General features: G+C 60.1%; 1 protein-coding gene. It reads left to right on the forward strand.

Features of this window, described 5'->3' with window-relative positions:
- Nucleotides 1–45 precede the first annotated feature (45 nt).
- On the forward strand, nt 46–233 hold a 188-nt coding region (locus ACYQ78_RS40170), incomplete at its 3' end, for a chlorophyll a-b binding domain-containing protein (RefSeq protein WP_459806247.1).

The raw sequence follows: 233 nt of genomic DNA on the forward strand, positions 1-233 counted from the left end.
TTCGCTGCATTCAGCAAGGTCCCCCTGAGTGGCTGGGCTCAGATGGTGGCCTTCGCCGGAACCGTGGAGCTCTTCCAGTACGTGGACGATCCCAAGCGTGCCCCTGGTGACTTTGAGAATGCCGGTTTCCTGGGTGTGCCCAACAGCTACATCAAGGCCCCTGCGGACACCAAGGAAAAGAAACTCGCGGCGGAGATCGCGAACGGACGACTGGCCATGATGGCCATCATTGG

Source organism: Herbidospora sp. RD11066 (genome assembly GCF_054661255.1).